The organism is Flavobacterium sp. LC2016-23 (genome assembly GCF_009674775.1).
In the GTDB taxonomy this organism is placed as follows: Bacteria; Bacteroidota; Bacteroidia; order Flavobacteriales; family Flavobacteriaceae; genus Flavobacterium.
The window spans coordinates 1-431 of record NZ_WKKE01000085.1 but is presented as its reverse complement, the minus strand read 5'-3'; the positions used below and the strand labels follow the sequence as shown (position 1 = coordinate 431).

General features: G+C 46.9%; 1 pseudogene. It reads right to left on the bottom strand.

What is annotated here, in order from left to right:
• Positions 1 to 431 (bottom strand): annotated as a pseudogene (locus tag GJU43_RS22970) (gliding motility-associated C-terminal domain-containing protein); the annotation flags it as partial.

Here is a 431-nt window from a genome sequence, read left to right as displayed (position 1 = left end):
GCTGTTGTAGCAGGAATCGCTGTTCCGCCTGTCGCAGCACTATACCAAACCACATTAGGTTCATTGGTCTGAATGCTGGCAAAAGTTGGTGCGTTTACCAGACAGAAATCTTGTGTCGTATCTGTGGTAGTTGGTGTCGCAGGATCGGTTACGGAAATCGTTACCAATAAACGAACTGAACTTTCACATCCTGTGGCAGCATCCAATAAAGCAGCGTAATAAGTGCCACTTGTCAAGGCTGTTGTAGCTGGAATCGCTGTTCCGCCTGTAGCTGCACTGTACCAAACCACATTAGGCTCATTAGTCTGAATGCTTGCAAAAGTTGGCGCATTTACCAGACAGAAGTCCTGTGTGGTATCTGTTGTAGTTGGTGTTGCCGGATCGGTTACGGAAATCGTAACGGCCAATCTTATGGAACTTTCACATCCTGT